Source organism: Brevibacterium sp. FAM 27836 (assembly GCF_051351055.1).
GTDB lineage: Bacteria > Actinomycetota > Actinomycetes > Actinomycetales > Brevibacteriaceae > Brevibacterium.
In genome coordinates, this window is the sequence record NZ_CP195711.1 from 3,535,233 (window position 1) to 3,561,498 (window position 26,266).

The window sequence follows — 26,266 nt, forward strand, 5'->3', positions numbered from 1 at the left end:
TACTCAGGAAGGATGCACGCATGCTTGACAGACTCCACGATGCATTGAGACTCCGCACCAATCCGGCCATCTTCTTCTCCTCGGCTGCAGTGATCATCATCTTCGTCGTCGGAACGATCTTCTTCACGGATCAGCTCGATGCCGGAGTCTCCGTCGCATCCGACTGGCTGCTGACGAACCTCGGATGGTTCTACATCCTCGGTGTCACAGTGTTCCTCGGTTTTCTCATCTACATCGCCGCCTCACGGTATGGCAGGGCGAAGCTCGGCCCGGACGATGAACCACCGGAGCACTCGAACGGTGCCTGGTTCGCTATGCTCTTCGCCGCCGGCATCGGTTCGATCCTCATGTTCTGGGGCGTCGCCGAACCTGTGAGCCACTTCGGCGATCCACCCCGTGCATCGCTGGGCATCGAAGCCGGCACGCCCGCCGCTGCGGTCGATGCCATGAACTTCACCTACTACCACTTCACCCTGCACACGTGGACGATCTTCACCCTCCCCGCGCTGTGCTTCGCGTACTTCATCCACAAGCGCAACCTGCCTCCGCGGGTGAGCTCGATCTTCCAGCCCATCCTCGGCGAGAAGATCCACGGACCGATCGGCAAGACGATCGACGTCGTCGCCATCATCGGCACGGTTTTCGGCATCGCCGTATCGATCGGACTCGGCACCCTCCAGATCAACGGCGGTCTGGCACAAGTCCTCGGCATCCCCGAAAATGCCCTGTGGCAGCTGATCATCATCGGTGTGGTCTGCGGTCTGGCGACGATCTCCGTATCGCTCGGCCTCGACAAGGGCATCAAGGTGCTGTCGAACCTCAACATCGTCATGGCGGTGCTGCTGCTGGTCTTCATCGCCGTCTTCGGCCCGACCCTGTTCATGGCCAAGGGCGTCTTCGAATCCTTCGGCACCTACATCCAACAGCTGCCCGAATTGGCGCTGTGGAACGATACGTTCGCGAACACCGGCTGGCAGAACACCTGGACCGTTTTCTACTGGGCCTGGACGATCACCTGGTCGCCGTTCGTCGGGATCTTCATCGCCCGCATCTCCCGCGGACGCACGATCCGGCAGTTCGTCATCGGTGTGCTCGCGATCCCCGCGGCGTTCTCGGTCCTGTGGTTCGGAATCTTCGGCTACGCCTCGTTCGACATCGAACTCAACAAGGGCGGGGGACTGGTCGACCGGGTCGTCGACCAAGGCGACATCCCCGGTGCGCTCTTCGCGTTCCTCGACCATTACCCGCTGGCCGGCCCCATTTCGGTCATCGCGATCGTCCTCGTCATCATCTTCTTCGTCACCTCGGTGGACTCTGCGGCACTCGTCGTCGACACGATGAACAACGGGCATGAGGACTTCAACCCGCTGCCGCAGAGGATCTTCTGGGCCCTCGCCGTCGCCGTCGTCACGGCGACCCTGCTGGTCTTCTCCGGCTCCGGCGGTCTCGAAGCCCTGCAATCGACGATCATCCTCGTCGGTCTGCCGTTCTTCATCATCGCCTACTTCCAGATCTACGCTCTAATGCGGGCGCTGCGTGAGGACGCCGGCGTGCTGCCCCGGGTGCGGATGCGCCGGTGGAAGAAGGTGCTGCCGCCCGAGGAGGTCGAACGTCGTGAGGGAGGTGACGACGAATTCGGCCACGAGTATGACAGCGACGAGGACATCGTCACCAAACCTCAAGCCGTCGAACCGGCACCGGAGTTCCGTGACCCCTACATCGATTCGCACGGTCACAAGGTCAAACGCGGAGGCACCCTCGCCAGCCGCACCGGCAGTCGTTCGGGCAGCTCCAGCACAAGGAAGGGGAACCACGTAGAATAGGCGTTACCGTTAGTCTTTCGGAGCCGATACCGAGATCGCAGCGACGTTCGCTGATTCATCTCGACTATTGCCGTTGGCAAGATTATTCATCACTCTGTAACGGACCTATTGTGGATCCGTGACCTATTGAGGCCTGCCGGCTCCGGTTGCCGAGGTCCGATCCCTGAGGCGGAATCGGTCATCAGTAGTGATTTTGCCCAATCCGAGCGAAGCGATGTATTCGCCGACAACGGGCCCGTGTTTGAAGAGATGTCCCGAGTCTCCTGCCGAGATGATGACATCAGTGTGCACTGGGTGGCGGTCGATGATGAAATGAGTATCAGCAGTATTAGCAATCTGTCCGACGGCAATCTGCGTTATTGGCCTACCGGTCAGCTCAGGGAATCTCATTTCCAGATACCGCCGAGTCCTCGCGATAGTTGTTGCATCGACGAGTCTGTCTTCGCGTTCGAGGTCAATGGCCAGCTGATGCCAGATCAGTGCGGCTTTGAAACCGAAACCGCCCGCTGCGGGTATTCCGAAAGCTCCGTTTCCGTGGTCGATCCAACAAGGGAATGAAGAGGCGTCGTAGCGGGAGTCGCCCGGCGGGGGAGAGATCATAATGATGTTTTGCCTGGCCACGTTGACGTGGCGTCGTACAGTGCGAGGGAAGAGGTCGCCCATCCAAGCGCCACACGCCATGACGATAAGGTCGGACTTCAACGGCGCGCCGTTCAGTTGTGGCCGCTCCTGGGAATTAGTGCTGACGTTGCCGCGAATCAGTTTCCCGCCTTCGCGCTGGAATTGATCGACTGCGGCGGAAGTTGCTCGCCCTGCGTATATTAGACCGGCTTCGGGCTCCCACAGTCCGTACTCGATGTCTGCGGAATCGGTGATCGGCAAACGTGCGCCGAGCTCCTCAGCAGGTGCAATGAAGTGAGGGATGCCATTGCGGGCGAGGACTTCTGCAGAGGCATCTTCCCAGGCTGTATTGCCACGTTTGGCCAACGCGACGGAACCACATTGGACGAACAGCTCCTGCCCGGTCTCCTCTGCGAGCCGCATCCACCCGAAACGGGCCTCGTAGGCCCACTTTGCGTACCATTCGTCAGTGCCATGACTCGACCGGAGAATCCGGTGTTCTCCTCCCGACGCCGCCGCGGCATGTCCTGGCTCCCAGGCATCGACGAGGGTCACATTGACACCTTCGCGTAATAGCGCCAGGGCAGCGAAAGCGCCTGCTGCGCCGGCGCCGACCACATGGGCGCTAGTCGTCCGCGTCATCATATCCTCCGAACTCTTGTTTACTGGCCTTGCTCTATGTTCAAATACCGTATACGGTAAATCAAGGCTTGTCACCGTCAAAGGCGAAGGGACATTAACCGATGAGCGAGGATCATTTCACGGCTGAATTGCCGAAAGACATCCACAGCGTCCTCCTGGCGATTCCTGATGCGGCAGGAATTCTCCGAGGGAAGGTCGTGCCGGCTGCGGCTTGGAAGAACGTAGCCCAATCTGGCATTCACATGGCGAGTCTTATTTACACATGGACTCCGCAGTGCGAAGCGCGCGATGAGGACGAATGGAACAAACCGGATAAGGGCTGGCCGGATATGCACGTCGTTCCGGACCTGAGCGATATTCGCCCGGTCCCATGGCGACCAGGATGGGCGATGGTGCTCTGCGATACCTATACTGCTGACGGTGGCCCGATTCCAGTTTCTCCGCGTGCCGCGTTGAAGAGAGTGCTGGCAGATGCGGCCGATGCGGGATACGAGGTGCAGACAGGGTTCGAAATCGAATTCTATCTGTTGGAATCCGACTCGAAGCAACCCTTTCATGATGACATCCGTTGTTACAGCATTTCCGCTCTGGGTGGATATGAGTCGATCACTGAGCCGATGCGGAATCGGCTTCTGGAATTTGGCATCCCGATCGAGGCTGCGAACCTCGAGTACGCGCCCGGGCAGGTTGAGATCAATCTTCGATACGACGAGGCGCAGAAGACAGCGGACAACGCTGTTCTGTTCCGCAATGGAGTCAAAGAAATCGCTGCCCAGCAAGGATATCTGGCGACATTCATGGCGAAGATCAGCCACGCTCAGTCCGGCAGTGGAGTACACCTTCATCATTCTTTGCGCAAAGACGGTAAGAACGTCTTTGCCGCAGATGGCAAACTCTCCGATATCGGACGTTGGTATCTTGGTGGGCTTCAGAAGTATATGCCAGAACTGACGCTGTTCGGCTCTCCAACTCCGAATTCTTTCAAGCGGCGGGTTCCGTATTCTTTCTGCCCGACGAATGCTACATGGGGCCATGACAATAGAACCGTGGGGCTACGCGTGATCGAAGGCTCAGACTCTGCTGTTCGGATTGAGCAGCGAGATGGCTCGGCGGATGCGAACCCCTACATGATCATGGCGGCTCAGATTGCCGCGGGTATGAGGGGGATTCGAGATCAAATCGAACCGGGCCCCGCGACTGACTCGGACGCTTATTCCGATTCCCAGTCCGAAGCGCTACCGGCGAACGTCACTGAAGCGGCCGATCTCCTCGATAAGTCGGAATTCGCACGTGAGATCTTCGGCGACCTGTTTGTCGACGTTACCCTCGGCATCGCGCGGAACGAGGAGAACATCTTCGCCTTCCGGGTCTCAGAGGATGAACGCGACAGATACCTCGAGGTCTTTTGACATGGACCTTGCAATCGTGAAGGGAAAAGTCGCTTCGACAGTGAAGGAGTCGGTTCTCAATGGGCATCGTCTGGCCCTCGTTCAGATCGTTGATCTTCAGGGAAACCCCCAAGGCAAGCCGGAAGTGGCTTTGGATGTCACATCTGCAGCATCGGGCCAGATGGTCTTGTTGGCCAGAGGATCTGCTGCTCGAATGACGTCAGCGACCCGACAGTTGCCGGCTGATCTAACGGTCGTCGCGATTGTTGACGAGATATCCCCGGAAAAGGGCTGACCCGTATCGGTTTGGGCACAGTGCCGTGATCGGCGGAGAGTGCCACAAATGATCCATCTCAATTTGAACTACGCAACTGAAACAATTTGGAGGAGAAATGTCTGAAATCCCGCAGGTAGCACTCGGCATGATCGAAACTCGTGGTGTCGTTCCGGCAATCGAAGCGGCCGATGCAATGGTTAAGGCTGCAAACGTTCAGCTCGTCGCTAAAGACAATGCCGGTGGGGGGCTGGTGGCCATTATCGTCCGCGGTGATGTGGGCGCTGTCAAAGCGGCAACCGATGCTGGAGCTTCGGCCGCGAACAAAGTGGGGGAAGTGCTCTCGGTACACGTGATTCCCAGGCCGCACGAGGAGCTCTCGACGGTTCTCCCACAGGAGTGAAAATTGTGTCGGCAGATAGTAAAGAGGCGGACTGAGGGACTGTGATGTCTGACGCAGAGTTTCGAGCAGTGATGGGTGCCTTCGCTCGGCCATCTGAACCTTTGAGCGGGAGCAGAGCGATCAGCAGCGTCGCTGTTTTGGGCGCCGGCCCGATAGGGCGGCTGATCGCGTGCGAAGCCCTGGCGGCTGGTAAGGAAGTGTCCTTGTACTCCGCATTCGCCGAGGAACTTACCGATCTCAAGGCGAAAGGCGGCATCACCGTCCGCGGCGCACATCTGGTCGGAACCTATGGTGTTGGTGTATCAGTTGGGGACAGCCCACGCGTTCGGCTGAATGCCGGCATCGACAAAGCCATCGAGGGGGCTGAGGTGATCTTCGTGGCGACCCCGGCGACAGTGCACGAGACGTATGCGCATCTTGTCGCCGACCACCTCCGCGACGGCCAGATCGTGGTATTGGTCCCAGGGCGGTTCCTGGGTGCCGTGGCTTTTCTCGAAGCTTTGCGTGGGCATGGCGTGTCCGCATCAGTGAAAATCGCCGAACTATCTGAAGCTCCCTACCTGGTAGTCACACGAGACGGCCAACTCAACGTCGCCGCAGTTTCGTCGTCGGTCCATCTGGCAAGCTTGCCGGTGGAGACAGGAAGAGATGTGGTCGAGGCGGTTTCGCAGATACTTCCCCACGTCCACTCGGCGGCTGATCCTCTGGAGACGACTTTCCGCTCTGTGACTGGAATCTTTTACGTCGCGCCACAGCTGCTCAATGCCGCGACCGTGGATTCTCAGACGCCTCCGTTGCTGTCCGAGGTGATCGGTCCGGCTCTGTCACGCACAGTGCTTCGAAAACTCGACGATGAACGGCTTGAGGTGGCCTTCCGTTATGGCATACGGGATATTCCCACGGCCGCACAGTGGCTGTACGAGGCTTTCGGCGAGTCCCTTGACGCCGAAAGCAGGTCATCTGATCTAGCCACAGCGCTTTCCGACCTTGAAGCCTTCGACGAAGTCCGCATCGGCAGAGGTGGGCCCGGATTGGTCGACGAGGTGGCGAATTCTCTAGTCCCTTTGGCGGATGCCGGTAGCAGATGTGCTGTGCCAACCCCCGTTTCGGACACGCTGATCTCTCTTGCCAGCTGCGTACTCGACATCGATGTGCGTGGGCTTGGCCGTACGATGACCAGCCTTGGGATCGACCAGATTCTGCCAAGGGATTTGAGGCGAAATATGCCTCGACCACAGGCGGATGAACAGACAGCGAAGTGGTGGACGGTGTGAGATGGATTCTGACCTGAGAAGTATTTCTGAAGCTCGCCAGGCTGCTCTCGACGCGCATGAGGCCTGGTTGAAGTTCCGGCGGTTCTCACCCGAGCAGGTCGACCATGTTGTGGCTCAAATGGCGTTGGCAGCCGAGAGGGAAGCCGGTCGGCTAGGAGAATTGGCCTACCAGGAGACGAACTACGGCAAGGCTGAAGACAAGCGACTGAAGAATCTCTACAATTCGCGGTTCGTTGCAGACTGGCTGGCGCGTGTGCGGACATTGGGGGTCCTGTGGAAGGACGAGACGACGAAAGTCGCGGCAATCGGAGAGTCCATGGGAGTTGTCGCGGGTCTCATCCCTGTTACTCACCCAACGGCGTTGGTTATCTTCAAGGTGCTCTCTGCCGTCAAAGCCGGCAATGCGATCGTGTGCGCCCCGCATCCGCGTGGTGTCCGTTCATCAGCAGAGACGGCACAGATCATGGCTGATGCCGCCGTACAAGCTGGTGCGCCTGAGCACCTCGTCCAGTGCATGAAGCACGCTAGCATCGAGGGGACGGCGGAATTGATGCGTCATCATCGCACCTCTGTCGTCCTCGCGACGGGTGGTGCCGGCATGGTCAAGGCGGCATATTCTTCTGGCAAACCCACCATAGCCGTGGGGCCGGGCAACGTCCCGTGCTACGTCGACCGCTCCAAACGCGCCGACCTGTCCGAGATCGCGGACGGGATTCTCACTTCGAAAGACTTCGATCACGGAACTGGCTGTGTTTGCGAACAAGCTCTGATCGTGGATCGGCCAGTGTCGAGGATCCTCAGGGAAGAATTCCGAAACCATGGCGCCTATTTCTGTTCGCCCTCCGAAGCCGAAGCGCTGTCGTCTGCGATGTTCGATTCCAGTCTTGGGATCATTCCTAGAAACGTGGGCCAGCCGGCCGCCCGATTGGCCGAAACAGCAGGATTCTCGGTGCCGCCGAGTACACGGGTTCTCATCTGCGACCAGGCTGGAGTGGGTAGAGACTTTGCACTGTCGGCAGAGAAACTCGCCCCTGTCCTTGCATATTACGAAGTCGATGATGCAGCTGCAGGATATGCACTAAGTCAGGAAGTCCTCCGGTTCGGCGGAGAGGGGCATTCTGCGTCTTTGCACAGTTCCGACCCGGACGTCGTCGCAGATTTCTCCGGGCTTCCGGTCGGCAGGGTTTTCGTCAACACTCCTTGTATGCACGCCGGTATCGGCTTCTCCGCCGATGTCGAGCCGAGCTTCATGTTGGGCACCGGCACTCTATCGGGGTCAATTACGTCCGACAACGTCACAGCCATGCATCTCATCAACGTCAAACGCGTTGCCTACGAGTCCCGACCGTGGCGTAACCTATCCGAGATGTTCGAGAGGACCAACCCATCATGACCGATCAAAGCAACTTTTCACTGCGAGCGTTCGTTCAGATCGACCGGCTCCAGCCCCAATTCGCTGCATACAACGGAGCTACCGTACTTGGCTCGGTGCCGATCAGCGGAGACTCCATTCTGGTTGGAGAGCTCGGGCCCGGAAACGAAGTGTTCCGTATCGTCGATGTGGCGTTGAAAGCGGCAAGAGTAGAGGCCTCCAGCCAGATCGTCGAACGTGAATTCGGATTCTTCATGCTTCGCTCTCAAGTGAATTCTGAGATTCTAGCGGCGCGGGACGCGATTCTCGGTCATATCTCCCTGTCACTTGACGATCGGATTGCTCCGGTGCTCGAGAGTGAACAGGTGATCACCTCTGTCGAGCCCTATCAGGCACAGCTGCTCAACAAGTGGAGAAAAGGTTCTCTGGTAGTTCCAGGCGAGACGATGGGCATTATTGAATGCTCGCCCGCGGCGTATATCACTGCAGCCGCCAACGAAGCGGAGAAACACGCAAGCATCAAGATCGTCGAGGTCCGTGCAGTCGGCCGTTTCGGCAGATTGTTCATCACGGGCAGCGAAGGCGAGGTTCGGACCGGTGTCGAAGCCGCGTCTGAGCTACTTAAAACGACAGAGGGTCGCTGATGCCGGTCATAGCCGAGCACGATGTTCGACAGGCGGCGAGCCGCGGCGCTCGCGCGATCCACATCCCCGATGAAGCCGTCGTTACGCCGCAGGCGGTTGAAATCGCAGAGAAGCTTGGGGTCGCCCTCCGCCGAGGTGTCGCGCCCGAAGTTCCGATCCCGGAAACTAATTCGGCTCAAGCCATCCAGCGGCTGCTTCTCAAGAGGTCACCGAGATGGGTGACCCCTGAGTTGCGTACTAGTGCTCGGCCAGGACGGTTCACCCGTCTGAGCTTCATCGGATGTGGGATGGTCGGTGCGCATTCCGCACATCTTGCGGCGACAGCTGACATGACGGACGAGATCAGTCTGATCGACATCGTACCGGGAACGGCAGCAGCGACGGCACTGGATATCGAGCATTCGTTTGGTATTACCGGTTCATCAACGCGGGTTCGAGGATCGACTTCGCTGGCTGACTGCGCCGACGCAGACGCTATCATCGTCACTGCGGGGCGCCCCCGAAGCCCGGGGATGACTCGTGGTGCGCTGCGCGAAATGAACGGGAAGGTCATCCGAGATATCGCCGAAGCGATTGCCTCGCACGCACCTAACGCCGTCGTCATCGTCGTGACGAATCCGCTTGACGAAATGAGTCATGAGATGTGGCGAACCAGCGGGCTGCCGCGTGAACAGGTCATCGGGATGGCTGGTACTTTGGATTCGAGCCGCTTCCGGGTGGCACTGGCTCAGGCGGCTCAGGCGTCGCCGGCTGATGTCAGTGCCGTTGCCTTGGGATCGCATGGTTCCGAGATGGTTCCGATCCTGTCGACCGCCACAATCAAGGGGCGGCCCGCTGCGTCCGTGCTTTCCTCGTCTGCACTCGAAGGGTGTGTGAGTAGCGCGGTTAACGGAGGCGCATCCGTTGTCGAACTCCGTAAAACCGGCTCGGCATCGATCGCCCCGGCCCACTCCATCATCGAACTGCTCGATGCGATGAGAGGTCGCACTGTGGAGCCAGTGCCTGTGTCTGTCTTGCTTACGGGACAATACGGGATCGAAGATGTCTTTCTCGGCGTCCGCGCGCAGCTCGCATTTGGAGGAGTGCGCAACATCGTCGTCGATCCGGTCAGCGAGGCGGAACTCGATGAGCTGCGGAAGGCGGCGGAAGCGGTCCGCTCGCGGACTCACTGATCTTCACTGTCATCGGTGGCTGAAGCGCTCGCCCTCGGGGGCTTTGCTCTCAGAAGTGCGCCTGCTGAACCGCGGAGACCCATAGGTGCGTCGGAATTCCCGGCCTGGGCGGATGGCCACGAAGTGAGTCTCTAACCGCGACGGAGCACTTGTTCAATGCTATTGTTCTGGTCCGCGGCCCCGACAACGGCCTGTAACTCGATTTCTACCATCATCCCAGGAACGGTCAACCCCGCCTCGACTGCGGTCGTCACCGGTCGTACTTCCGCGAACGCTTCGCCATGTGCCTTGATATATCCGCTGGCTTGAGAGATATCAGCAAGATACGCTCGGGTGAGAACCGTGTCTGAGATTGAGGATCCGGCCTTCACTAGAAGGTCGTCGATTATATTGAGGATGAACGCCGTCTGCGCGTATGTGTCACCTGGAGCATAGAGGCGACCGCTGGGCTCGACTGCGGTCGTGCCGGCAACAAAGACTTGGTCGCCGAAACGTCGCACCCGACTGTAAGACCCGGCTTGTTCGAATCGGCCGGAACCTTGTAGCCAGAAATTGTCCATTGGAATCATCCCAATTTATAGTGGTTAGCAGATACGAAATTCGAAATCGGAGAGCAGACGAGGCCGTGATGAGCAGCCCAGCCATGGGGCCAATCGACAAGCGCACTACCACGCTGGCCGAAAGAGCCTACGACAGAATCGCGACCGCCCTGCTCAGCGGAGAGATCCGACCAGGAGAGAGGCTGGTCATGGACCAGCTTGCCGAACGTCTGGACATCAGCAGGACTCCGGTCCGGGACGCACTCCGACGTCTTGCAGGTGAAGGACTCGTCGAGCCGTCGAGCAATCGCGGATACATCGTCCGGCAGGTTAGCGACAAGGACGTCGACGAATTGTATGAGGCGAGAGAAGCCATTGAATCCTTCGCCGCCAGACGGGTCGCTGAGATCGGAACACTGGCGATCGACGAGGTGCGTGCAAAGATTGTTTCCTTGCGGAAGCTGGTTCCTGCTGACGCTGAGGAGGCATTTCGAGCCAACCTTGCCATTCATCGGTCGTTCGTTGCGGCTACTGGCAATCCGATGCTGCTGAATATGTTCGACGACGTCTGGCAGAGAGCGCGCGGACAGTCGCTCTTTGCTGACTTTGTCGCGCACGACACAGAGAAGATATCTGTGTTCGACCGCCATATCGATCTTGTATCCGCGTTGGAAGTGGGCCCGGACGCGGCTTTCGTTGCAATGCGGAGGCATATCGCCGACGGCAAGAATGTTCATCTGAGCTGACCGCTTCCTTCGCCATCACGATGTGGCGCTTGACAACGGCGCTGCGGAGCCCCTGGATGGGGGCGCTCCCGCAGTGCAGCAGCTGCCAGTGACATGTGGACCCCCTTGCTCCGCCGTCGAATCCGGGTACTACCCGTCCTTTTGTAGAAGTTTCTACTTCGGATCTTGAAAACACTTTAATCCTCGCATACCGTATACGGAACACGCAACGATGCGATTGGGAGGTTGATATGTGCGGAATATCTGGACGCATACGCCAAGACGGCGGCAATGTTGGATCAGACATCGTCGAACTGGCCAGCTGTATGCGTCATCGAGGCCCTGATTCGACCGGTTTCGCGATCTATGGGCCTCGTCGTGAGCGAGGTTACGTTGTACGCGGATACCTAGACGATCGCAGGAAGCTGGACAGCACTCTCCAGTCGATCAGCGATTCTCTCAAGGTCATGAACAGTTCTCTGGTGGCCGATCCCACATGGGACGGCAGCTTACAGAAACATGTGATCTTCCGGCTTGAGACCGACGAGATCGATGATCTAGCTGGTTGGGTCGAGATTGTAGAAGAGGCCCCTGGAGTCGAACTGCTGTCCGTGGGACGCTCACTGGAGATCATCAAGGATGTCGGCGATGCCAGGGAGGTCGATGCCAAACACAGAGTGTCTCAGATGAACGGCACTCATGCTCTGTCGAATATGCGGTTGGCCACCGAATCGCTGGTATCGCCCGTGGCCTCCCACCCGTTCTGGGCTCGGCCGTTTCCGGACGTCTGCATAGTTCACAACGGTCAGCTGACAAACTACTTCACCTGGCGGCGTCGCCTTGAACGAGAGGGCTACCGGTTCGGAAGCGAGAACGATTCCGAGCTCATTGCGATCTGGAATTCCGTGCAGATGTCGCGCGGTGCCAGCCTGCAGAGTGCTCTGGAACTTAGCCAGTCGGAGCTGGATGGGGTATTTACCTACCTCCTAGGCACGGCCGACGGCATCGCCATGGCCAAAGACCAATGGGCAATCAAACCGTTGGCTGCAGTCGAAGGCGAGGGTGATTTGGCCATCGCGACAGAGGAGCAGGCTCTGCGTAGCCTGTACCCCGGAGAAACGAGCATTCATAACTACGACGGCCCCTTGATGACCGCGATCTGGGAAGCGACTTCGAAGGCGGCGGTTCCGGCATGACTACATCGTCTAAGACCGAGGTCTCGATCAACTCTGGGCACAGGCCACTGCGAGAGGTCAATCGGGAGATCCGGGCCGCGTCCGAAGCCGGCCACAGAGTGACAGTTTCAGAGACACTTTCACGACACAACCTCGGTGTGGGGTTGAGCGGGCCTGGCCTGGTGAAGTTCGACGGCAACGTCGGATATTACTGCGGGGGACTTAACAATGGCGGTCAAGTCCATATCACCGGCAACAGCGGGTGGGCGACCGGAGAAGGCATGGCGGCTGGTCTCATTACTGTCGACGGGAGCGCAGGAATGAGCGCAGGAGCCGCGATGCGCGGAGGAATCCTGCACATCCGTGGCAACGCTGGTCCGCGTTGCGGCATTACACAGAAGAGCGGCGATATCGTCGTCGAGGGCGACATTGGCTATCTCACAGGGTTTATGAGTCATGGAGGACGCATTATCTGCCTCGGCAATTCGATCGGCTCAGTCGGGGATTCGCTATGGCAGGGAACGGTATGGGTCGCCGGTGAGATTGAAAAGCTGGGAATCGACGCGGAAGTTATCACTCCCAGTGAAGAAGATGTGGCTGATGTGGACTCCTCCTTGGAGAGGCTAGGAATTGCGCCTGCGGTCCGTAATTGGAAGCAGATAGTCGCAGGGAAGAAACTTTGGTACTTCGAAGCAAGGGATGCAAAGAAATGGCTGATGATCTGAAATCCGAACCGGTACTGATCGCCGATGAAAATTTGGTCGTCTTCGGCGATGGCGCTGCAGACGATAAGCCGGCTGGGGTGCCGGCCTCATATGCCGAAGGGAAATCCAAGAAATGGTCGAAAGAAGTCATCGCTGATATCCATGCGAAATCGCAGCTCGGTCGATATCAGCTGCGAGGTTTTTCGACCTTTAACCAGAATCTGCCTTCGTTCGACGAACTGTCGTTCCAACCGGCAACGATGACCCGCCTGCCGTTGGAAGGATATCGCGAACAATGCGAGACAAAGACCGTGATCGGTGACGGCCTGGGGCTAGTGGAAGAACCTCTGGAACTGGATATCCCCATTTACATAGCGTCAATGAGCTTCGGTGCACTCTCGGCGAACGCCAAGGCCGCATTGGGCCGTGGGGCGAAGAAAGCCGGTACCATGACGTGCACAGGTGAAGGCGGCATGCTTGAAGAAGAGAGGCAGGAGAACAGGTATCTGCTGTACCAGCTGTCTCCAGCCCGCTACATGGTCGATCTCGATCACCTGCGTCGCGCCAATGCGATTGAGCTAGTAGTAGGCCAAGGCGCCAAACCCGGGACTGGTGGTCTATTGCTGGGCATGAAGGTTTCCGAGCGGGTCGCACAGATGCGAAACCTTCCGCTCGGAGTCGACCAGCGCTCGACTTCCCGCCATCCTGATTGGCTCGGTGCAGACGATCTGACGATTAAGATCGAAGAGCTCAGAGAAGCTACCGATTACAAGGTGCCCATCTTCATCAAGATGGGTGCGACTCGGCCCTATTACGATGTCGCGGTTGCAGCCAAGACCGGTGCGGACGCGATCGTGGTCGACGGTATGGAAGGCGGAACCGGGGCTTCTCCGGAGCTTCTGCTCGACAACACAGGAGTCCCGACTCTCGCGGCCATTCCAGCTGCACGGCGTGCACTAGAAGACACCGGCATGACCGGAAAAGTGAAACTCGTCGTGTCCGGCGGGATCCGCTCGGGGGCCGATGTTGCCAAGGCGCTCGCGCTGGGGGCGGACTGCACGATGATCGGAACCGCGGGGATGATGGCCGTCGGGTGCAACTCCCCTCGGTACATCGAAGACTATGAAGCTCTGGGCACGTCTCCCGGTGCTTGTCATCACTGTCACACCGGAAAATGTCCGGTAGGGGTGGCCACGCAGGATCCCGAACTGTCCAAGCGCGTCGATGTCGCCGCCGCCGGAGAGCGCGTATACCGTTTCCTGACTGCTATGACGATGGAAGCATCGTTGCTGGCGAAAGCATGCGGAAAGTCTAGCGTGCATCACCTCGAACCCGAGGATCTGCGTGCTCTTACCCTAGAAGCCAGCGCGATGACCGGCGTTCCCTTCGTCGGATCCGACAAGCCCTTTACCTTCTGACTCACTTAGCAGAACTGTGACTTGACTGGTTGAAAACGGATCGCGCTCGTAGGAGTGTTGTCCATTGACATTGGAAGCAAAATGACTGATTTGAGTGGACAACACGTCCACGAATTCCATAAGAAACTCGGGCTTCCAGATGTGATCGCCCAGAGTCTGTCCGTGATCGCGCCGGCGATGTCGGGTGCTTTCCTGACCTACCTGGCGGCCACGAAAGCTGGTGGAGCGACCCCTGTCTCTTTCCTCCTCGGAGCGCTCGGCATGCTCTGCGTCGGGTCGGTGGTCGCTTTGTTCGCAGGAAGCCTGTCGTCCTCCGGATCGATGTACACCTACTTGAGCAAAGGAGGCAATAGGGCGACAGGCTTCATCGGTGGCTGGGCATATGTGAGTGCGTATCTCATCTTCGGCTCGGGAGTACTCTCGGGCTTCGGCTTCTTCATCGCTCAGCTTGTCGAGATGCTCTCAGGCGCAGAGATCGACTGGTACTGGTTCACACTCCTAGGAATTGTGATCATCGCAGCGCTGAACTTCTTCAATATCGCCGTGTCGACGAAGAACCAGTTGATATTCCTTGTCGTGAGCATGGCTGTGATGATTATCGTCTCCGCGATCGTCATCGGCATAGGCTCACCTGACGTAAGTGTTGTCGATGGTGAGACTCGGATCGATTCAGCGGGCCAGAGCTGGGACTTCGCAGCGTTCTGGCCGCCAGCGGCCGGGGTGCCGTGGATCGGTGTGTTCTTCGGGATGAGCTTCGCTATGCTGTCTTTCGTCGGTTCCGAATCGAGCGCTGCTTTATCCGAAGAGACACGTGATTCGAAACGCAACATTCCCAGAGCTGTCTTGGGTTCGATTCTGGTAGCCGGAATCTTCTATCTTGTCGTTAGCTACGCGACATCGATCGGGTTCGGCGTCGAGCAGGCGAAGATCGATTGGCCGTCATCGGCGACCGGACTTGCTGGTCTGGCTCCCAACACACTGACGGCTGCGCTAGTGCTGGCTGCCGCAGGAGGCGCGAGCCTGTTTTGTGCCTTGGGGTTGCACACCGCTTCGTCCAGAGTACTGTTCGCGATGGGCCGAGAAGGGGTGTTGCCGAAGAGGCTGGGGCGTCTCCACCCACACTGGAACACACCATGGAACTCCATGATCTTAGTTGTCGTGGTCTGGATTCTGCTTATCGGAGGCTCAGTGCTCATCGTCTCCAGAGCAGCACAAGTTGAATTGGCCGGAGGCCTTGACGACTACGTGACTGGAGGAGTATTTGTCTTTACCCTCTTGCTGAATTTCGGAACTCCTGTAGTAATGTTCGTCTATCTAATGCTGGGGATCACTGGGGTTGTCCACGGGTTCAGGAACAAGCTCCCCAAATTCATTGCAGCGGGAGTCGGCGCATCCGTATTCGCGGTGGTTGCTATCTTCGGAGGTTTGTACTTCTCCTTTGTCCCCGAGGAACCCGGCGGGACCATTCTTGTGGCATCTCGTCTGATTCCGTGGGTAGGAATGCTGATCGTTATTATAGGATGCATTTTAGCAATCTGGACCAAAAGGAAACGCGCTGATGCCTGGGAAGGAATGGGTCGAGTATTCGACGACTTGTGAGCAAATTCGTTTACCCTCTACGTGCTTGATTCGGTGGACCGGGCGTTAGGGGCCGGGGTTGTCTGGCATATAGATGCTGCAGCCGTGAAATTAAGGTGACGGCTTCTCCGGTTTGTGATTTGCGTTGTTTAATGGTCGTCGATGGTGTCGACGATAAACGCACTATGGGCTTGGTTTGCGACATCACTGCAACGTTAGATGCGACGAGGGGGCCGTTGCTTTTCGCTGCGGCCCCCTCGACAAGATGATCAGCTCGGTTCATTAACCGTCGTCGAGCTGCAAACGGTCACTGACCGTTCTTGATCATCTCCGCGCACTTCTCACCCATCATCATCACCGTGATGTTCGGGTTGACCGTGGTGATCTCCGGCATCGCCGAGGCATCGACGACGCGCAGACGATTGACGCCCTTGACCTTGAGCTGCGGATCGAGCGGCGACATCTCGTCATCGACCGGCCCCATCCGGGTGGTGCCGACCGGGTGGTAGACCGTGTTGTGCGTGCGTGAGACGTAATCGGCGATCTGCTCGTCGGTGACGACATCCTTGCCCGGGAACAGCTCTTCGCCGGCCCACTCGGACATCGCGTCCTGGGAGACGATCTCACGGGCCTTCTTGATCCCGGCGACAGCCACGCGCATGTCATGGCCCTCCGGGTCCGTGAAGTAGCGGGGATCGACCTTCGGCTTGTCGCGGTAGTCCTTCGAGCGCAGACGCACGGTTCCGCGGGACTTCGCGTGAGTGACGTTCGGAGTCAGACAGAACGTGTTCTCCGAGGTCGGGTAGCCCTGCCGCAGAGTGTGCATGTCGAAGGGCACCGAACCGTAGTGCATCATCAGGTCCGGACGGTCGAGACCCTCTTCGGTGGGGGTGAAGATGCCGATCCCCCACCACTGGGTCGAATCCTCGACCATCGGCTTCTTCGCATCCCAAGCGATGACGGCCTCCGGGTGGTCGGCGAGGTGCTCGCCGACTCCCGGGGAGTCGACGCGAACGTCGATGCCCACCTCGGCGAGGTGGTCCTTGGGACCGATGCCCGAGAGCATGAGCAGCTGCGGGGTGTTGATGGCACCGCCGGAGACGATGACTTCCTTCTTCGCCTCGATGCGCTTCGTGTTGCCGAAGGCGTTGTTGACCACGTGCACGCCGGTGCAGTTGTCTGCGTCATCGAACTCGAGCTCGCGGGCCTGCGTGCCGGTGAGGATCGTGAGGTTCTCACGGTCGAGGATCGGGTGCAGGTAGGACACCGAGGAGGACGAACGGGTGCCGTCGTCCTTGCGGTTGACCTGGAAGAAGTTCGCACCGTTGACGATGGTCTCGCCGTCGTTGAACTGCACACGCGGGATCCCGGCCTGCTCGCAGGCGTCGAGGAGAGCGACGCCGCAGGGGTCGACCGGGGGTACGTTCATCAGACGCACGGGACCGTCGTGTCCGTGGTGGTCACCGGGCAGCTCGTTGTTCTCGAGCTTCTTGTACAGGCCGAAGGTGTCCTTCGATCCCCAGCCGGTGGCGCCGTACGTGTTCTCCCACTCGTCGAGGTCCTCGCGAGGGGCCCAGAAGGCGATGCAGGAGTTGTGCGAGGAGCAGCCGCCGAGCACCTTCGCCCGCGCGTGGCGCATGTGCGAGTTGCCGTTCTCCTGTTCTTCGATGGGGTAGTCCCAGTCGAAGCCGGATTCGAGGAGCTCCATCCAGCGGTTGAGCTGGAGGACGACGTCCTCACCGACATCGGTCGGACCCGCTTCGAGCAGTCCGACGGTGACCTGGGGATCCTCGCTCAGGCGGGCGGCGACTGCGGCTCCGGCCGAGCCGCCTCCCACGACAACATAATCAAAGCTATGAGTGGTTTCCACTGTCCATCTCTCCTTATTCTGCGTATTCGTCTGTGATCCCAGGGTCACTTCGTGTGGTCGGGGAACCATCCGGTGACAGCGGGTTCGAGGTTCTGGTAGATGTGCTTGGCTTCCTGGTATTCGGCCAGACCGGTGGGGCCGAGCTCGCGACCGAAGCCGGACTGCTTGAAGCCGCCCCATTCGGCCTGCGGCAGGTAGGGGTGGAAGTCGTTGATCCAGATGGTGCCGTGGCGCAGGCGCTGAGCGACCAGCTGGGTCTTGCCCGCGTCCTGGCTCCACACGGCACCGGCGAGTCCGTAGTAGGTGTCGTTGGCGATCTCGACGGCCTCGTCGACGGTGGAGAAGGTCTCGACGGTGACGACGGGGCCGAAGGCCTCATCCTCGACGACGGACATGCCGCGCTTGACCTGGTCGAGCACGGTCGGCAGGTAGTAGAAGCCGTCGGCCAGGTCACCTTCACCGAACTTGCCGCCGCAGCGCAGCCGAGCACCCTCGGCCACACCCTTCTCGACGTAGGCGGCGACCTTGTCGCGGTGGGCCGCGGAGATCAGCGGACCGGTCTCAGCATTGTCGTCGAAGGGACCGCCGAGTCGGATCTGCTCGGCACGCTCGACGAGGCGGTTGACGAACTCCTCGGCGATGGATTCCTCGACGATGAGCCGGGCACCGGCGGAGCACACCTGGCCGGAGTGGACGAAGGCCGCATTGAGCGCATTGTCCAGGGCGGCGTCGAAGTCGGCATCGGCGAAGACGACGTTCGGGTTCTTGCCGCCGAGCTCGAGGGCGATCTTCTTGACCGTCGCCGAGGCGTTCTTCGCGAGCAGACGACCGGTGACCACGCCGCCGGTGAAGGAGACCATGTCGATGTCCTCGTGCGTGGACAGGGGAGCTCCCGCATCGGCACCGGCACCGAGGATGAGGTTGCCGACACCGGCCGGAAGGCCGAGTTCCTCGAAGACCTGCATGGTGAGGATCGCGGTGTGCGGGGTGAGTTCGGCGGGCTTGAGGATGAAGGTGTTGCCGGCGGCGATGGCCGGGGCGATCTTCCACGCGGCCTGCAGCAGTGGGTAGTTCCACGGGGTGATGAGGGCGCAGACACCCACGGGCTCGTGCACGATCTTCGAAGCGACCGTGTCGGTTCCCGCGTCGACGACGCGACCGGCATCGTTTGCGGCGAGCTTGCCGAAGTAGTCGAAGCAGTTCGCGATGTCGTCCATGTCGATCTGCGATTCGACGAAGCGCTTGCCGGTGTCCAGGGATTCGGCCTTGGCGAATTCGTCCTTGCGCTCACGCAGCACGGCCGCGAACTTCAGGAGCATGTCGCCGCGTTCGCTGGCGGGGACGGAGGACCAGACGCCGGAGTCGAAGGCACGGCGAGCGGCCTTGATCGCCAGCTCGGTGTCGGCGGGGCTGGCTTCGTCCACCTCGGCGACGAAGCTGCCGTCGGCCGGATTGTGGATCTTGCGGGTTCCACCGTTGACGGCTGAAACCCACTGTCCGTCGATGAAGAGTGTGTTTGGCACGATTTCTCCTTTTTCTAGCGGGTGAACGACTGTGTGATCTGAGGGGTCGAACCATCGGTTTCACGAGCAGAGCATGCGGCGTCACTGAGGAGCCTTGCGTTTGCGAAGCTGCCGTCTGACCTGCGGGGCAACCCGGTTCGAGCGCTTCGCCCCAGATGCGTTCGGGCATAAGAATGCGTCCGGGCACAACAATAGGCGAAGCACGGGGCCGAATGCGCAATCCGATGATGCTGATCACAAGCGCAGTTGGGATTGTCCATCGCGTATGCGTGCCGCAGAGAAGGCAGGGGACCGAGGAAAACCGGGGCGGGGAGGCGGATAGCTGCAGAATTTCTGCTCGTGGAGACACGCAGACGGCTGTCATCCGCGCAATGATCTTCCACGTCCGCTGTCATTCATCCCCTGGTGCCGAGGCGACGCGGACTGCCGCTGCCGCCGAACCGATTCGACTTGTGCTGGCCGTTCGACTGGATTCGCCTTGATTCTAACAGAGGGCTGACGCGGTGACCTGGGAGTCGACGGGTGAGAGGAGAGCTCGCGGCGGAGTCTGACGTGTCCCCGCACACAGGGCGACTCGGCGGTGAGTGCACTAGAATGGAGCGGAACATTGAAAAGACTTCATAGGGAGAATCGTGGCCCAAGGGGATTCGCGAGACAGCCAGAACAACCGCCGCGCAGAAGGCGGTCGCGGCGCAGATCGCGACAACAATCGCAACCGTCGACCGGACAACCGGGACGGCCGCGGGCCACGCCATTCCGATCGCCGTGATGACCGCCGAGGTGGGTATCAGGGCAACCGTCGTGACGATGACCGTCGCGGTGGGTACCAGGGAAACCGTCGTGACGACGATCGCCGAGGCGGGTACCAGGGAAACCGTCGTGATGACGATCGCCGAGGCGGGTACCAAGGCAATCGTCGCAACGATGATGATCGTAGGGGCGGTTTCAACCGTGACCGTCGTGACGATGACCGTCGTGGTGGGTATCAGGGGAATCGTCGTGATGACGATCGCCGAGGCGGGTACCAAGGGAATCGTCGTGATGACGATCGCCGAGGCGGGTACCAAGGGAACCGTCGTGATGACGATCGCCGAGGCGGGTACCAAGGGAACCGTCGTGATGACGATCGCCGAGGTGGCTACCAGGGCAATCGTCGCAACGATGATGATCGTAGGGGCGGTTTCAACCGTGACCGTCGTGACGATGATCGTCGTGGTGGTTACCAGGGGACTCGTCGTGATGATGACCGCCGGGGCCGCGGAGGATACGGTCGCAATGACAACGACCGCCGTGCGTCGCGCAAGACCGATACCGGCGAATACGCACGCGAGCAGCGCGCCCGCCGCCCGCGCGTCCAAGAACCCGAGATCCCCGAAGGCGTCACCGGCCGCGAGCTCGACAAAGAGATCTTCGCTCAGCTGCGCTCCCTCGACAAAGAGAACGCGATCATGGTCGCCAAGCATCTCGTCGCCGCGGGCGGGCTGCTCGACCTCGATGCCGACCGCGCCCACGAACACGCGAAGGCCGCTATGGCTCGCGCCGGCCGCGTGGCCGTCGTCCGTGAAGCCCTCGGCATCGCTGCCTACTACGTCGAAAGATACGATGAGGCCGTGCGTGAACTGCGCACCCACCGCCGCATCTCCGGGTCGAATGACAACATCGCGCTCATCGCTGATGGCGAACGTGGCCGCGGCAAGCCGGAGAAGGCCATCGAGCTGCTGAAGCAGTCCGAAGAGCTCGACCTCGACAACGATGCTCGCACCGAACTCGTCATCGTCGCTGCCGGAGCGAAGTCCGACCTCGGAGACATCGCCGGCGCACGTCGACTCATCGAAGCCGAGGACTTCACCCAGAAGCCCAGCGGCGCACTGGTCCGTCTCATGGCCGCCTACGCCGAAGTGCTGCGCATCGACGGCGAGCCCGAACTCGCCGACAAGTACGAAGAGCTCTCCCGCCGCACGGCCAAGGCGACCGGCACACTCTTCGGCGACGAGGAGCCGGACCTCAACGCCGGTGTCGAGATCGAAACCGTCGACGAGATCGAAGACGAGCCCGAGGCCGCAGGCGACGCGTCCGCCGAGACCGGCGGCGAGACTGACGACCGCAAGTCCGAGGCCGCAGAGGAACCGTCCACCGAAGCCGGCAGCGAGACCGACGACCGCAAGCCCGAAGTCGCAGAGTCCGAAGCCGGAGAAGGTGCGTCCGCCGAGTCAGCAGCACCTGCCGACCAGACCCCCTCGTCGAAGACGCACGTCTCGGCGAAGGAACTGAAATCCGTCAAGGTCACCGACGAGGAGATCGAATCCGAACTCGACGAGATCCTCGCCGAGGCAGAAGCCGACGCCGGCACGGAAGGTGACACCGTTACCACCGACACCGCCGACGCCGGGACCGACACCGAGACCGCCGAGGCCGACGGAGACCAGTGACACTCCCCGCCGAACAGGCACAGACGTCGCACGGTTCCACGCCTGAGACCACGGGCGTGCCCATCGACTGTGTCCTGTTCGACCTCGACGGCGTCGTCTACCACGGCACCCACGCGATCGACGGAGCCGCTGACGGCATCAACTGGCTCCATTCCCAGCAGATTCCCGTCAACTACGTGACCAACAACGCCACACGCACCGCCGAAGCGACCGCGGAGAAGATCACCGGGCTGGGTATCGACGCCTCCGACGACGAAGTGACCACCTCGGCGCAGGTGCTCGCCGAACGCCTCGCGCAGCGGTTCGGGACCGGCGCCCGTGTCCACCTCGTCGGCACGACCGGACTGCGCATCGCGCTCGAAGACGCCGGACTCGAGATCACGGACTCCCCGGAAGCCCGGCCAGTGGCCATCGCGCAAGGACTCGACCCGAACATCGACTACGAGACGATCGTGCGCGCCTGCGCGACCATCCGTTCGGGAGCCGAATGGTGGGCGAGCAACCCCGACTTCTCCCTCATCACCGAATCCGGCAAGGTCCCCGGCAACGGAGCATTCGTCGAACTCATGTCCCGACTCACCGACACCGAACCCGTCATCGTCGGCAAACCCGCCCCGCACATGATGGAATTCGCGGCCAGCCGCCTCGGCGCCAGACGACCGCTGATGGTCGGTGACCGACTGAACACGGACATCGAAGGCGGACGTGCCGCCGGCTTCGACACCGCGCTCGTGCTCACCGGAATCCACGACATCCACGATGCACTCCGCGCAGCACCCGAACGCCGACCGACCTTCATCCTGCCGAGTCTGCGCGGCCTCGAAACCCTCATCACCGGCGCCGAGCGCAGCGAATGCACGCAGATCGAAACCGCCCTGCACCGAGCCTGGGACGCCATCGACGCGGGCGACACCGACGCCGAGGCGGTGCTGACCGAAGAGCAGCTGCCGCGCACGATCGGCGACCGTCCCGACACCTCCGACACCTCCGGGATTCGCAACGATGTTGAGGAGGACCAGTGACCGAATCACCGCGACCGACCCCTCCACCGCAGGCCCAACCGACACCGACACCGACACCGACCCCGACACCGGCTTCGCTGAGTGGAGACGTGCCCGTCGACGGCTGGCGTGCGCACCTCGCCGAGACCAAGGACGCCCCCGCCGCGCAGCGTCATGAGCGCCTCGGCACCCTGCTCGACGAACTCGACTCCCAGGTGGGCTCCTTGTGAGCAGGCTCGACCGGGCACTCGTCGACCGCGGACTGCTGCACTCCCGCTCCCGCGCGGCCCGCGAAATCGCCGCCGGCCGTGTCGGCGTCAACGGCCGCACCATCACCAAGGCCTCCCACGAGGTGGCCGAAGCCGATGACCTCACCGTCACCGAACCCGACCCCTGGGTCGCCCGCAGCGCCCACAAACTCCTCGGCGCCCTCGACGCCTTCGCACTCACGACCAGGCTCAGCGACCTCACCGCCCTGGACGCGGGCGCATCCACCGGCGGTTTCACCCAAGTCCTCCTCCAGCACGGAGTCGCCGAGGTCTGGGCGGTCGACGTCGGCCATGACCAGCTCGCCCCCATGCTGCGCGAAGACCCGCGCGTCCACGTCCGCGAAGGCCTCAACCTGCGCGAACTCTCGAACTCCGACGTACCGAGCGTCGACCTCGTCGTCGCCGACGTCTCCTTCATCTCCCTGCGCCTGCTCCTCGAACCGCTGCTGGCCGCCACGGCATCGACCGGGCAGCTGCTGCTTATGGTCAAACCCCAATTCGAACTCGCCCGCTCCTGCCTCGACAAGCACGGCGTCGTCACGTCCGCGGCCCACCGCCGCCGTGCGATCGACTCCGTCGTGACCGCCGTCGGCGAACACGCCGCACGCGTGAGCGACATTGCGGCCTCACCCTTGCCGGGACCCAGCGGGAACAGGGAGTACTTCCTGCGTGTTCGACCCGGCCGCGCCCCGGATGAGTCCGATAGGCTCGACGAAGCAACCATCCCCGCCCACCTGGACAAGATCATGAGAGGAGAGTCGTGACCAGACACATCATGGTGCTGCTGCACCCCCAACGTGAAGAGTCGGCCGTGGCCGCCGTCAGCGTATTCAAAGCTCTCCTCGACGACGGCATCACCCCCGTCGTCCTCGACGACGAGATCGTCGGCATCCGCGCCCGCCAAGCCGCGGCCCTGGGCACCGAAACGGTCGCCGAAGCCGACATCCTCGACCACTGCGTCATCATCGATGCCTCCGAGCTTGGGGAGTGGAAGAACGCCTGCGAACTCGTCATCGTCCTCGGCGGCGACGGCACCATCCTCCGCGCCGCCGAACGCTTCCACGGCTCCGGCGTACCCCTCATGGGCGTCAACCTGGGCCACGTCGGCTTCCTCGCCGAAAGCGAAAGAGAAGACCTCGCCGAGGCGGTCCACCGTGCCTCCCAACGCGACTACCTCGTCGAAGAGCGCCTCGCCCTCGACGTGTCCGTCTGGCACGAGGGGGAGAACATCTTCAACGCCTGGGCGCTCAACGAGGCGACCGTGGAGAAAACCTCGAAGTCGCGCATGGTCGACGTCGTCCTCGGCGTCGACGCCCGCCCCGTGTCCTCCTTCGGCTGCGACGGCGTCATCCTCGCCACCCCCACCGGCTCGACCGCCTACTCCTTCTCCGCCGGCGGCCCCATCGTGTGGCCCGAGGTCGAAGCGCTCATCCTCGTCCCGATCTCCGCCCACGCCCTCTTCGCCGAACCGCTCGTCGTCAACCCGAACTCCCGGCTCGGTGTGGAGATCTCCCCGACGAACCCCGACTTCTCCGCCGTGTTGTGGTGCGACGGCCGCCGTGCCCTTGAACTGCCGTCGGGCGCCCGCGTCGAGGCCACCCGTTCGAAGTCGCCGATCCGACTCGCCCGCCTGCACACCGGACCCTTCACCGACCGACTCGTCGCGAAGTTCCGCCTGCCCGTCTCCGGGTGGCGGGGCCCGATCAAGGAGGCCTGATTGATCTCCGAACTGCGCATCTCCCACCTCGGCGTGATCGCTGAAGCCGAGGTCGAACTCGACACCGGCTTCACCGTCGTCACCGGTGAGACCGGCGCCGGCAAGACGATGTTCGTCTCCGCCCTGTCCCTGCTCATGGGCCGCAAAGTCGGCTCCGGAGTCGTCCGCAAGGGCGCGGAGAAAGCCGAAGTCGAAGGCATCTTCACCGATGTCGCCGAGACCGTGCGCGAGCGCATCGAAGAAGCCGGCGGCAGCGCCGAGGACGAAGCGATCATCTCCCGCACCGTCGCGCTCAAGGGCCGCGCTCGGGCCACCGCGGGCGGACGCACCGTGCCGATCTCCGTGCTCACCGACATCTCCTCCGACCTCATCACCCTCCACGGCCAATCCGAACAGCTGCGACTCAAAGGCACCGCCCAGCAGAGACAGCTCCTCGACGCCGCCGGAGGACAGAGACTCGCCGAGGTGGCCGCCCGCTACCGTGCCGCGTTCGAGTCCTGGAAAGAGACCGAAGCCCGAGTCTCACGCATCAAAGACTCCACCGCGGCCCGCCGCGAACGCATCCTGTGGCTGCGCGGCTGCCTCGAAGCCATCGACGCCGTGCGCCCCGAACCCGGCGAGGATGAGACGCTGACCGCCCAGGCCGCGAAGCTCGGCGCCGCCGCCGAGATCACCCGCGCCGTCGGCGCCGCCCACGACCTGCTGCTCGGCTCCGAAGCCGACGACGCCGGAGCCGCCGTCGACCTCGTCCATCAGGCCATCGCCGCGATCAGCGACGTCGAATCCTCCGACCGAGAACTGACCACGATCCGCGAAGCCCTGGGCGACGCGGTGCTGCGCTTGTCGGACTCCGCCGCGGAACTGTCCTCCTACCTCTCCGGCTTCGACGAACTCGGCGAGACCTCACTGGAAGAGACCGAAGCCCGCCGCGCCGAACTCGGCACCCTGGCCCCCTACGGCCAGAACGTGGCCGAAGTCCTCGACTTCGAAACCCGGTCCGCGGCCGAACTCACCGAACTCGAAACCGAAGACCGCGACCTCGACGGCCTCGACGCCGAACTCGACCAAGCGCGGACCGAGATGGAAGAAGCCGCCGCGGCGCTGTCTGAGATCCGCACCGCCACCGCGCAGGAATTCTCCCAGGCCGTGAGCGAAGAGCTCGCGGCACTGTCGATGCCGAAGGCGAGCGTCGACTTCGAGCTCACGCCCCGGGAACCGACCAGCCACGGTGCCGACGAGGTGCGGCTGACCTTCGCCGCGCACGCATCCTCGACCCCCGACGACATCGGCAAGATCGCCTCCGGCGGTGAACTCTCCCGCGTCATGCTCGCCATCGAAGTCGTCCGCGCGGCCAGCGAATCCATTCCCACCTACGTCTTCGACGAAGTCGATGCCGGCGTCGGCGGCAAGGCGGCCGTGGAGATCGGCCGCAGACTGGCGAAGCTCGCCCGAAACGCCCAGGTCATCGTCGTCACCCACCTGCCGCAGGTCGCGGCGTGGGCCGACACGCACGTGACCATCGTCAAAGACGATGACGCCGAGACCGTGCGCTCGGGCGTGCAGGAACTCAGCGACGAAGACCGCGTCGTCGAACTCTCCCGCATGCTGGCCGGAATGGACGACTCCGACTCGGCGAAGGCCCATGCGGCCGAACTCCTCGACAATGCGCGGCAGGTCAAGGACGCCGGTGCGAGGACCACATGAG

Annotated in this window: 24 protein-coding genes; 19 read left to right on the plus strand and 5 right to left on the minus strand. The window is 61.4% G+C overall.

All coding sequences use genetic code 11. From position 1 onward, the window contains the following. Nucleotides 1-20: 20 nt before the first annotated feature. Nucleotides 21-1,823, plus strand: a complete 1,803-nt coding sequence (locus ACSE4D_RS15795; protein ID WP_436326246.1) for a BCCT family transporter — start codon at nucleotides 21-23, stop codon at nucleotides 1,821-1,823. A 123-nt stretch (nucleotides 1,824-1,946) separates the two neighbouring features. On the opposite strand, the gene ACSE4D_RS15800 is transcribed toward ACSE4D_RS15795, so the two are convergent. Continuing rightward, nucleotides 1,947-3,089: an FAD-dependent oxidoreductase gene (locus ACSE4D_RS15800; RefSeq protein ID WP_436326247.1), complete on the minus strand. Its 1,143-nt coding sequence runs from the start codon at nucleotides 3,087-3,089 to the stop codon at nucleotides 1,947-1,949. Between the two features lie 98 nt (nucleotides 3,090-3,187). Here ACSE4D_RS15800 and ACSE4D_RS15805 point away from each other — a divergent pair, with 98 nt between their 5' ends. From ACSE4D_RS15805 to ACSE4D_RS15835, 7 genes are all read left to right on the plus strand, one after another. Next, entirely contained in the window at nucleotides 3,188-4,495 is a 1,308-nt protein-coding gene (locus tag ACSE4D_RS15805; RefSeq protein WP_436326248.1) for a glutamine synthetase family protein, read from the plus strand. A gap of 1 nt (nucleotide 4,496) precedes the next feature. Continuing rightward, nucleotides 4,497-4,769 (plus strand): EutN/CcmL family microcompartment protein, encoded by a 273-nt coding sequence (locus ACSE4D_RS15810; RefSeq protein ID WP_436326249.1) that lies wholly within the window; start codon nucleotides 4,497-4,499, stop codon nucleotides 4,767-4,769. A 97-nt stretch (nucleotides 4,770-4,866) separates the two neighbouring features. Next, nucleotides 4,867-5,151, plus strand: coding sequence for a BMC domain-containing protein (locus ACSE4D_RS15815; protein WP_423059192.1), 285 nt, complete (start codon nucleotides 4,867-4,869; stop codon nucleotides 5,149-5,151). Between the two features lie 71 nt (nucleotides 5,152-5,222). Next, nucleotides 5,223-6,425 (plus strand): NAD/NADP octopine/nopaline dehydrogenase family protein, encoded by a 1,203-nt coding sequence (locus tag ACSE4D_RS15820; protein WP_436327141.1) that lies wholly within the window; start codon nucleotides 5,223-5,225, stop codon nucleotides 6,423-6,425. 1 nt (nucleotide 6,426) lies between these two features. Continuing rightward, complete coding sequence (locus tag ACSE4D_RS15825) at nucleotides 6,427-7,818, plus strand: aldehyde dehydrogenase family protein (protein ID WP_436326250.1); 1,392 nt, start codon at nucleotides 6,427-6,429, stop codon at nucleotides 7,816-7,818. Continuing rightward, on the plus strand, nucleotides 7,815-8,441 hold the full coding sequence (locus ACSE4D_RS15830; protein ID WP_436326251.1) for a BMC domain-containing protein: 627 nt from the start codon (nucleotides 7,815-7,817) through the stop codon (nucleotides 8,439-8,441). Before ACSE4D_RS15825 ends, ACSE4D_RS15830 begins: the two co-directional genes overlap by 4 nt. Beyond that, nucleotides 8,441-9,613: a malate dehydrogenase gene (locus tag ACSE4D_RS15835; protein WP_436326252.1), complete on the plus strand. Its 1,173-nt coding sequence runs from the start codon at nucleotides 8,441-8,443 to the stop codon at nucleotides 9,611-9,613. The genes ACSE4D_RS15830 and ACSE4D_RS15835 overlap by 1 nt, the downstream gene beginning before the upstream one ends. Nucleotides 9,614-9,744: 131 nt before the next feature. Here the strand turns inward: ACSE4D_RS15835 and ACSE4D_RS15840 are convergent, their stop codons facing one another. Beyond that, nucleotides 9,745-10,173, minus strand: coding sequence for a Rid family hydrolase (locus ACSE4D_RS15840; protein WP_436326253.1), 429 nt, complete (start codon nucleotides 10,171-10,173; stop codon nucleotides 9,745-9,747). A gap of 68 nt (nucleotides 10,174-10,241) precedes the next feature. Here ACSE4D_RS15840 and ACSE4D_RS15845 point away from each other — a divergent pair, with 68 nt between their 5' ends. From ACSE4D_RS15845 to ACSE4D_RS15865, 5 genes are all read left to right on the plus strand, one after another. Then, nucleotides 10,242-10,898, plus strand: a complete 657-nt coding sequence (locus tag ACSE4D_RS15845) for a GntR family transcriptional regulator (RefSeq protein ID WP_436326254.1) — start codon at nucleotides 10,242-10,244, stop codon at nucleotides 10,896-10,898. Nucleotides 10,899-11,359: 461 nt separating this feature from the next. After that, on the plus strand, nucleotides 11,360-12,073 hold the full coding sequence (locus ACSE4D_RS15850; RefSeq protein WP_436326255.1) for a hypothetical protein: 714 nt from the start codon (nucleotides 11,360-11,362) through the stop codon (nucleotides 12,071-12,073). Beyond that, nucleotides 12,070-12,777, plus strand: coding sequence for a hypothetical protein (locus ACSE4D_RS15855; protein ID WP_436326256.1), 708 nt, complete (start codon nucleotides 12,070-12,072; stop codon nucleotides 12,775-12,777). The genes ACSE4D_RS15850 and ACSE4D_RS15855 overlap by 4 nt, the downstream gene beginning before the upstream one ends. Beyond that, nucleotides 12,762-14,174, plus strand: coding sequence for an FMN-binding glutamate synthase family protein (locus ACSE4D_RS15860; RefSeq protein WP_436326257.1), 1,413 nt, complete (start codon nucleotides 12,762-12,764; stop codon nucleotides 14,172-14,174). The genes ACSE4D_RS15855 and ACSE4D_RS15860 overlap by 16 nt, the downstream gene beginning before the upstream one ends. Nucleotides 14,175-14,231: 57 nt before the next feature. Continuing rightward, on the plus strand, nucleotides 14,232-15,773 hold the full coding sequence (locus tag ACSE4D_RS15865) for an APC family permease (RefSeq protein WP_436326258.1): 1,542 nt from the start codon (nucleotides 14,232-14,234) through the stop codon (nucleotides 15,771-15,773). Nucleotides 15,774-16,059: 286 nt separating this feature from the next. On the opposite strand, the gene ACSE4D_RS15870 is transcribed toward ACSE4D_RS15865, so the two are convergent. From ACSE4D_RS15870 to ACSE4D_RS15880, 3 genes are all read right to left on the minus strand, one after another. After that, on the minus strand, nucleotides 16,060-17,622 hold the full coding sequence (locus ACSE4D_RS15870) for a GMC family oxidoreductase (RefSeq protein WP_436326259.1): 1,563 nt from the start codon (nucleotides 17,620-17,622) through the stop codon (nucleotides 16,060-16,062). A 44-nt stretch (nucleotides 17,623-17,666) separates the two neighbouring features. After that, on the minus strand, nucleotides 17,667-19,145 hold the full coding sequence (locus ACSE4D_RS15875; protein WP_436326260.1) for an aldehyde dehydrogenase family protein: 1,479 nt from the start codon (nucleotides 19,143-19,145) through the stop codon (nucleotides 17,667-17,669). A 395-nt stretch (nucleotides 19,146-19,540) separates the two neighbouring features. Continuing rightward, nucleotides 19,541-20,608 (minus strand): hypothetical protein, encoded by a 1,068-nt coding sequence (locus tag ACSE4D_RS15880; protein WP_436326261.1) that lies wholly within the window; start codon nucleotides 20,606-20,608, stop codon nucleotides 19,541-19,543. Here ACSE4D_RS15880 and ACSE4D_RS15885 point away from each other — a divergent pair. From ACSE4D_RS15885 to recN, 6 genes are read left to right on the plus strand one after another with little or no spacing between them, the layout of a single operon-like run. Continuing rightward, complete coding sequence (locus ACSE4D_RS15885) at nucleotides 20,594-21,574, plus strand: hypothetical protein (RefSeq protein WP_436326262.1); 981 nt, start codon at nucleotides 20,594-20,596, stop codon at nucleotides 21,572-21,574. The two genes, ACSE4D_RS15880 and ACSE4D_RS15885, sit on opposite strands and share 15 nt — an antisense overlap. Continuing rightward, nucleotides 21,571-22,596, plus strand: coding sequence for an HAD-IIA family hydrolase (locus ACSE4D_RS15890; protein WP_436326263.1), 1,026 nt, complete (start codon nucleotides 21,571-21,573; stop codon nucleotides 22,594-22,596). Before ACSE4D_RS15885 ends, ACSE4D_RS15890 begins: the two co-directional genes overlap by 4 nt. Next, a complete protein-coding gene (locus ACSE4D_RS15895) occupies nucleotides 22,593-22,805 on the plus strand; it encodes a hypothetical protein (protein ID WP_436326264.1) in 213 nt (70 codons plus the stop codon). The genes ACSE4D_RS15890 and ACSE4D_RS15895 overlap by 4 nt, the downstream gene beginning before the upstream one ends. Then, a complete protein-coding gene (locus ACSE4D_RS15900; RefSeq protein ID WP_135542057.1) occupies nucleotides 22,802-23,608 on the plus strand; it encodes a TlyA family RNA methyltransferase in 807 nt (268 codons plus the stop codon). The genes ACSE4D_RS15895 and ACSE4D_RS15900 overlap by 4 nt, the downstream gene beginning before the upstream one ends. Continuing rightward, on the plus strand, nucleotides 23,605-24,561 hold the full coding sequence (locus ACSE4D_RS15905) for an NAD kinase (protein ID WP_425120360.1): 957 nt from the start codon (nucleotides 23,605-23,607) through the stop codon (nucleotides 24,559-24,561). Before ACSE4D_RS15900 ends, ACSE4D_RS15905 begins: the two co-directional genes overlap by 4 nt. Then, complete coding sequence (gene recN, locus ACSE4D_RS15910) at nucleotides 24,562-26,265, plus strand: DNA repair protein RecN (protein WP_436326265.1); 1,704 nt, start codon at nucleotides 24,562-24,564, stop codon at nucleotides 26,263-26,265. Nucleotide 26,266: the final 1 nt, after the last annotated feature.